The sequence below is a fragment of the Streptomyces sp. NPDC059477 genome (assembly GCF_042749375.1).
Classification (GTDB): Bacteria; Actinomycetota; Actinomycetes; order Streptomycetales; family Streptomycetaceae; genus Streptomyces.
On record NZ_JBHYUG010000156.1, the window covers coordinates 1 to 7,436 of the forward strand.

The following is a 7,436-nucleotide window of genomic DNA, read 5'->3' on the forward strand; positions in this document are numbered from 1 at the left end:
TCGGGTCGGGTCGGGTCGGGTCGGGTCGGGTCGGGTCGGGTCGGGTCGGGTCGGGTCGGGTCGGGTCGGGTCGGGTCGGGTCGGGTCGGGTCGGGGGCGAACTCCCGCGTGGGCTGGCGGGTGTCTTCCGGCACGTCGTTGCAGGGTGCTTCCGGCACTGCCCCACCTCGTGGCCTCTGGCGTCGGCCCTACGCGTGGTTTCCCGCGGATGCCAAGGCTGGCTTTCGACCCGACGCTACGGGGCATCCGGCGCCGCCCCTGGCACGCCTTCTAGGACCGCCCTCCGCGTGGCCTCGGCGCGGTCCTAGACGTGGCTTCACGCAGCCAACGGGTGGCCTTCGACGCGGACCGCTACGGGGTCTCCGGCGGCGCCCTGGGCGGGGCTTCCTGCGAGGCACCAAGGAGCACTTTCCGGCGCCGCCCTCCATACGGCCTCGAAGCGCCCGGCGCAGGGCTTCCCGCAGGGCCCACGGCTGGCCTTCGTCGCCGCCCTAGGACCGGCTTCCGATGCCGCGCCCCACGCAGGGCCTCTGGCGTTGCCTCCACACGTCGTTTCCCTCGCGGCTCCCCGTGTGGCTTCCCGGTCGGCACTACAGGTGGCTTCCGCCGCCACGAAGCACCGTTCCCGGTGCCCGCCCCCTACCCATGGCCTCTCGCGCCGCCCTGCGCGCCACTCATGGCTCCCCTCACGGTCCCGCCGGTGGCTTCCTGCACCGCGCCAAGCACGCTTTCCGGCGCACTGCCCAACCCGTGCACCCAGCGCGACATCGCACAACGCTCCCGGCACGACAGCGTCGAAGAGGCGCCGGCGGTCGTGCCGCTCGCCGGTCTCCTCGGTGGCGTTTCAGCCCGTCGGCTTCAAGGCGTGTGGCCGGTCCCGCGAGTGGCCTCCGGCGCTGCGTCGGGCTCGGCTTTCCGTATCCCCTCGTGTGCGGTTCTCGGCTCCGCCCCGGACGTGGCTTCCGGCGCGGTGTCGCGTGCCGTCGGCCGGGGCCGCTCCGTCCTTGCGCACCGGGCCGCCCGCAGCGCTCCCGACCCCCACGCCACCCCCGCGCCCACAAGGGCACTGCCGACGGCCTGGGCGAGGCCGTAGGACCCCGTCGCGACCAGGGGGGCCGTGGCGGCTGCGGCGACCGGGATCAGGCCGGAGAACAGCGTCGCGCGCTCCGCGCCGATCCGCTGCATGCCCATGTACCAGCAGACGAAGCCGATGACGGTGACCACGACCGCCTGCCACAGGAGCGCCAGCGCCTCCGTGGTGTCCGGACGCGGCAGCCAGGCCGGACCGTCCACCAGCAGCCCCACGGCCGCCGACTGCGCCGCCGCCAGCCCGCACACCGTGGCCGACAGCAGACGCGGTCCCAGGGGCCGCAGCACCGGCACCGCCAGGACCGCGAAACCCACCTCGCCGAGCAGGGCGCACACCGAGAAGGCGATCCCGGCACCGTCCGTACGCCCCCACCCCTGCACGGTGAACGCGCCGACCGCCACCAGCAGCGCGCCGTACAGCACCGCCCGCTGGGGCTTGCGGCCCGCCGTCAGCGGCACGATCACGGCCACCACGATCGGCGCGCAGCCCACGAACACGCCCGGCACCGCCGGTTCCGCCGTGCGCTCGGCGGCGAGGACGGCCAGGTTGAAGCCGACCATGCCGACGGCCGCGAGCACGGCCAGGCGAAGCCACTGGCGCACGGTCAGCGCCCTGAGCCGGGCCCTCGCGCCCGCGCCCGCGAGCGGCATCAACAGCAGCCCCGCCAGTGCGTAACGCAGGAACTGGCCGCCCGCGTAGGGGTAGTCCCCCAGGACGCTGTTCGCGGTGAAGGAGGCCCCTACGAGGACACAGGCGAGCGCGGCGAGCAGGGACCCGCGCGCGGTGGTGGGGTTCATGGCAGCGACGCTAGGGACACGGGCGGTCCGGATTAAGGTCCACTCCCATGAACGCATCGGAGACCAATTCCCCTGACGCGGCCGAGCGAGGTCCCGTCGAGGGCGGCGCGCGGGGGGCGACGGGTGCGGGTGGGGTGGTGGGTGCGGGTGGAGCGGCGGCGGGCGGCCTGCCCACGACCAGCACGCCAGGCCCTTCCGCGGCCTCCGGGACCGCCGGGGCCTCCGGGACCTCTGGGGCACCCACAGGGGCCTCCCTGGCACCCGCCCACTCCGGCACCTCCAAGATCCCCGGCGCCCTCGCCACATCCAGCGCCCCGGGGGCCTCCGGGACCGCCCGGACCGCCGCCACCCCTTCCGCCTCCGGGACCCCCAAGGCCCCCAGCACCTCCGGGACCCGCAGCACCTCCGGGACCCCCGGAACCTCTGCGACCCCCAGCACCCCCGGGACTCCCGAGACCCCCAAGGCCTCCGACACTCCAGGTACCCCCGACTCGCCCAACACCCCCAGCACCCCCAGCACCCCCAACAAAACCGACCCCACCACACCCCGCACCAAAACCTCCCCCGCCTGGGAACTCCTCCTCCCCGCCGCCTCCGCGCCCGCACGCGCGCGTGGTCGGTCCTTGCAGGCTGCTCTGCGGGAGGCCGTGCGGTCCGGGCGGCTGGCGTCCGGGACGCGGTTGCCGTCGAGCCGGGATCTGGCGGGCGACCTCGGCGTGTCGCGGGGGCTGATCACCGAGGCGTACGAGCAGTTGACGGCCGAGGGGTATCTGCGCAGCGGGCGCGGCGCGGGCACCTGGGTCGGGGACACCGTACGGGCCGCCCGGCCCCCCGCGCGGGACCTCGCCCCGCGTACGCCGGGCGCGCGGGCCGACTTCGTGCCCGGCACGCCGGACCTGGCGCTGTTCCCGCGTGCCGCGTGGGCGGCGGCGCAGCGCGCCACCCTGGCGGACCTGCCGCACGACGCCCTCGGCTACCCCGACCCGCGCGGGCTGCCCCGGCTGCGCACCGCCCTGGCCGGGCTGCTGGCCCGTCGCCGGGGCGTGGTCGCGGACCCGGAGCGGATCGTGGTCGTCTCCGGGGTCGCCCAGGCGTCCGCGCTGCTCGGTTTCGTGCTGCACGCGCGCGGGGCGGACACCATCGGCGTCGAGCACCCCGGCAGCCCCCAGCACGACGCGCTGTACGCGGCGGCCGGCGTGCGCACCGTCCCCGTACCGCTGGACGGCGAAGGGCTCGACGTGGGGGCGTTGCGGGCGTCCGGGGTGCGGGCCGTGGTGACGACGCCGTCGCACCAGTTCCCGACCGGGATCGCGTACTCCGCGCGGCGTCGCGCCGAACTGCTCGCCTGGGCGCGGTCCGTGGACGGGCTGGTCCTGGAGGACGACTACGACGGCGACTTCCGGTACGACCGGGCGCCGGTCGGCGCGCTCCAGGGGCTCGATCCGGAGCACGTCGCCTACTCGGGCTCGGTCAGCAAGTCCCTCGCGCCGGGGCTGCGGCTGGGCTGGCTGCTGGTGCCGGAGCGGCTCGCCGAGGAGACGGTGGAGCGCAAGCGGACCATGGACCTCGGGCATCCCACGCTCGACCAGGAACTGTTCGCCCGGTTCGTGGAGCGCGGCGACTACGACCGCCAGTTGCGCCGCTGCCAGCGCGCGTACCGCGAACGCCGGGACGCCCTGGTGGCCGCCCTTCAGGAGCACTTCCCCGGCGCCGAGGTCTCCGGCATCGCCGCGGGACTCCATGTCATCGCCACCCTGCCCGCGCGGTACGGCCCCGGAGATCGCTTCCTCGCGCGCGTGCGCGATGCCGGGGTCACCGTGCGCACCCTGGAGGCGTACGCGCACCCGGACGCCGCTCCCGGGCAGCCACCATCCCGCGCCTCCCCCGCCGTACGGCTCGTCCTCGGATACGCGCATCTGACGCCCGCGCGGATCAGGGCGGGCGTGCGGCTGATGGCAGAGGCGGCCGACAGATGAACGTACGCCTCGCGGCCCGTTGTTCACTTCCGGTTCGCGTGGGCGCTGTGCCGCCGCAGTAAGAGTGGCAGCGCACGTTGACGTTGGCCGACGCGTGTCACCCACGCGTCGCTGGGACATCACCGGAGGCCCTGCCATGTCCCACCCCGCGCCCCATCCGGGCTCTCCCGGCCCGTTCCCCGGTCGCCGTACCGTGCTGCGCGGCTCGCTCGCCGCCTCGGCGGCCCTGGCCCTGCCCACCGGCCTCGGCGCGGCGCCCGCCCTCGCCCTGTCGGGGCGCCCGCGAGCCGCCTGGGGCGTGCAGAGCGGCGATGTGACGACGGACTCCGGCCTGGTGTGGGTCCGCGCGGACCGCCCGGCCCGGATGATCGTGGAGACCGCCGCCACCGACTCCTTCCGCGGAGCGAAACGCTGGTACGGGCCGCTGCTCGGCTCCGGCTCCGACTTCACCGGCACCACGCAACTGCGCGGGCTGCCGTCGGGCGAGCAGATCCACTACCGGGTGCTGCTGGCCGACCCGGACGACCCGCGCCGCACCGGCGAACCGGTCACCGGCACCTTCCGTACCGCCTCGGCGAGCCGGCGCGACGGCGTGCGGTTCCTGTGGTCCGGGGACCTGGCCGGGCAGGGCTGGGGCATCAACCCGGAGATCGGCGGCTACCGGATCTACGACGCGATGGCCCGGCTGGACCCGGACTTCTTCCTGTGCAGCGGGGACAACGTCTACGCGGACGGCCCGCTCACCGGGAGCGTGACGCTGCCCGACGGGCGGGTCTGGCGAAACGTCACGACCCCGGAGAAGGCGAAGGTCGCGGAGACGCTGGCGGAGTTCCGCGGGAACTTCCGCTACAACCTGCTGGACGAGAACCTGCGCGCGTTCAACGCCCAGGTGCCCTCGATCATCCAGTGGGACGACCACGAGGTCACCAACAACTGGTATCCCGGCGAGATCCTCGGTGACCCCCGGTACACCGAGAAGCGGGTCGACGTGCTCGCCGCGCGGGCCCGGCAGGCGTTCTCGGAGTACTTCCCGATCTCGACGCTGCGCCGCCCCGACGGCCGGGTCCACCGGGTCCAGCACCACGGGCCGCTGCTGGACGTGTTCGTCCTGGACATGCGGACGTACCGGAACGCCAATTCGCCCGACGACCAGACCACGGACGCCCAGGGCATTCTCGGTGCCGAGCAGCTGGCGTGGCTCCAGCGGGAGCTGTCGCGCTCGCGCGCGGTGTGGAAGGTGATCGCCTCCGACATGCCGCTGGGCCTCGTCGTGCCGGACACGGGCGACGGCAAGCCGCACATCGAGGCGGTCGCGCAGGGCGATCCGGGGGCGCCGCTCGGCCGGGAACTCCAGATCGCCGAGCTGCTGCGGTACATCAAGCACCGGCGGATCACCGGCACGGTGTGGCTGACGGCGGACGTGCACTACACGTCGGCGCAGCACTACCAGCCGTCGCGGGCCGCGTTCGGCGACTTCGAGCCGTTCTGGGAGTTCGTGTCCGGTCCGCTGAACGCGGGCGCGTTCCCGGCGAACACGCTGGACGCCACCTTCGGGCCGGAGCGGGTGTTCCTGAAGGCGCCGGCGGTCGCCAACGTGTCCCCGGCCGAGGGCTACCAGTTCTTCGGCGAGGTCGACATCGACGGCGACAGCGCGGAGCTGACCGTACGGCTGCGCGAGCAGGACGGGACGGTGCTGTTCACCAAGGTGCTCCAGCCCGGGCGGGTCGGGCAGTGAGCCCGCGCCACCATCGAGCCGGAACCGGCGATACACCCGACACTCGGCAAAATCAACAAGAAGGGCATAAGCACCTTTTACCGATCAGTCACAGAGCGTTTGTGATCACGCAACACCCCTCCTCCACAGTGGCCGCATGACGATGAAGCGGAACATGTCCGAAGTGACGCGGACGCGGCACGGGCGGCCGGTGCACCACTGGCGACGGGACGTGGTGGAGCTGGCGGCCCTGTTCACCGCGGTCGCGGTCGCCGACGCGGTGGCCAATCTGATCGGCCACGGACCCGACGGTCCGGCGCTGCTGCTGATCTCGGCGGCGGTACTGGTGGCCACGGCGGCGTTCCACACCTGGTGGGCACGGAGCCACGGCCACGCCCCGCCCGGCCAAGGCCACGCCCCGCCGCCCTCCGATACCGGTGCCCGGCCCCGCTCACCGCAGCGGCAGGCCGGGCCCGAGCGGCAGGCGCCCGCCACCGGGGCGCGCCCCACACTGTGGCGGATGCGCACGACCGTACGGGACGAACCGGGCGCCCTCGCCGCCCTGTGCACGGCCCTCGCCGAACACCTGGTCGACATACTCAGCCTCCAGACGCATCCGCTGGGCACGGACACCGTGGACGAGTTCCTGTTGCGCGCCCCGGGCGATCTCGCCGCCGCCGATCTCACCCGCGCGGTGGCCCTGGCCGGTGGCACCGGCACCTGGATCGAACGGGCCGACACCCACGATCTGGTCGACGCCCCGACCCGGGTTCTCGGCCTCGCCACCCGCACCGCACTGGACGCCGCGGAACTTCCGCTGGCCCTGCGGCAGTTGTTGGGAAGGTGCACCATCCGCTCGCTGCCCTCGCGGCCCGCCGGATCCGGCCCCGTGCCGGACGGCGTACCCGTGGAAGGCGCGCTGGAGGACACCGTGATGCGACTGCGAGCACCAGAAGGCGGAGTGATCACCGTGGAGCGGCCCTATCTGCCGTTCACACCCACCGAGTTCGCGCGGGCACGCGCGCTGGTCGAGTTGGATGCCCGGCTCGGCCCCCGCGTCCCGCGCGGCCATGACGTACTGACCCTGCCCGAGGGCGATGACATCACCGTGCGCCGGGCCGGGCCCGAGGACCTCGACGCCGCGAAGGCCATGCACGAGCGCTGCACCCCGCACACGCTCGGCCTGCGCTACCACGGCCCGGTCGGTGACGCCGACCGCTATCTCGACCACCTGCTCAGCCCCCGCTTCGGCCGCACCCTGGCGATCGAGACGGACTCCGGCCGGATCGTCGGCCTCGGCCATCTCCTGTGGGACGGCGACGAGACCGAGGTGGCCCTGATCGTCGAGGACGCCTGGCAGCGGCGCGGCCTCGGCGGCGAACTGCTGGGACGGCTGGTGGCCATGGCCGTGGAGGCGGGCTGCGAGAGCGTGTACGCGGTGACCCGGTCCGGCAACACGGGCATGGTCGCGGCGATGCGCGCCCTGGACCTCCCCCTCGACTATCAGATCGAGGAGGGCACCTTGGTCATCACGGCCCGCCTGGAGGCGACCCCGGTCACCTCCAGGCTGCCGTACGACTCATCGCGGGGGCGGAGCGTACGGGACTGAGATCCGACGGGGGACCCGGCGCACCTGGGATGCCGGGCCGCCCCGGCGCACCTGGGAACGGCCCGGCGGCCCCCCCCCGGGCGGTGGAACCGGGGGTAGGCCCCCCCCCCCCTCCCGGGGGGTGGGCGGGGCCCCCCCCGGGGGGCCCGGGGGGGGCCCGCGGCCGGGGGATGGCGCGGGGGCCCGGCTAACACACGGTCGCCGCCCGGCGCCCGAATGGGGGGGGGGGGGGGCGGCCCGGGGCCCCGGG

General features: G+C 74.6%; 4 protein-coding genes. 3 read left to right on the forward strand and 1 reads right to left on the reverse strand.

Annotation, left to right across the window (positions count from 1 at the left end):
• Positions 1 to 858: 858 nt before the first annotated feature.
• The gene (locus ACFXAZ_RS38515; RefSeq protein ID WP_384601427.1) at positions 859 to 1,887 is read right to left on the reverse strand and encodes a DMT family transporter; all 1,029 of its coding nucleotides are present in this window, start codon (positions 1,885 to 1,887) and stop codon (positions 859 to 861) included.
• Between the two features lie 623 nt (positions 1,888 to 2,510).
• On the opposite strand from ACFXAZ_RS38515, the gene ACFXAZ_RS38520 reads away from it, so the two are divergent.
• From ACFXAZ_RS38520 to ACFXAZ_RS38530, 3 genes are all read left to right on the forward strand, one after another.
• Entirely contained in the window at positions 2,511 to 3,863 is a 1,353-nt protein-coding gene (locus ACFXAZ_RS38520) for a PLP-dependent aminotransferase family protein (protein WP_384601430.1), read from the forward strand.
• 136 nt (positions 3,864 to 3,999) lie between these two features.
• Entirely contained in the window at positions 4,000 to 5,598 is a 1,599-nt protein-coding gene (locus ACFXAZ_RS38525; protein ID WP_384601433.1) for an alkaline phosphatase D family protein, read from the forward strand.
• Between the two features lie 142 nt (positions 5,599 to 5,740).
• Positions 5,741 to 7,186 (forward strand): GNAT family N-acetyltransferase, encoded by a 1,446-nt coding sequence (locus ACFXAZ_RS38530; protein ID WP_384601439.1) that lies wholly within the window; start codon positions 5,741 to 5,743, stop codon positions 7,184 to 7,186.
• Positions 7,187 to 7,436: the final 250 nt, after the last annotated feature.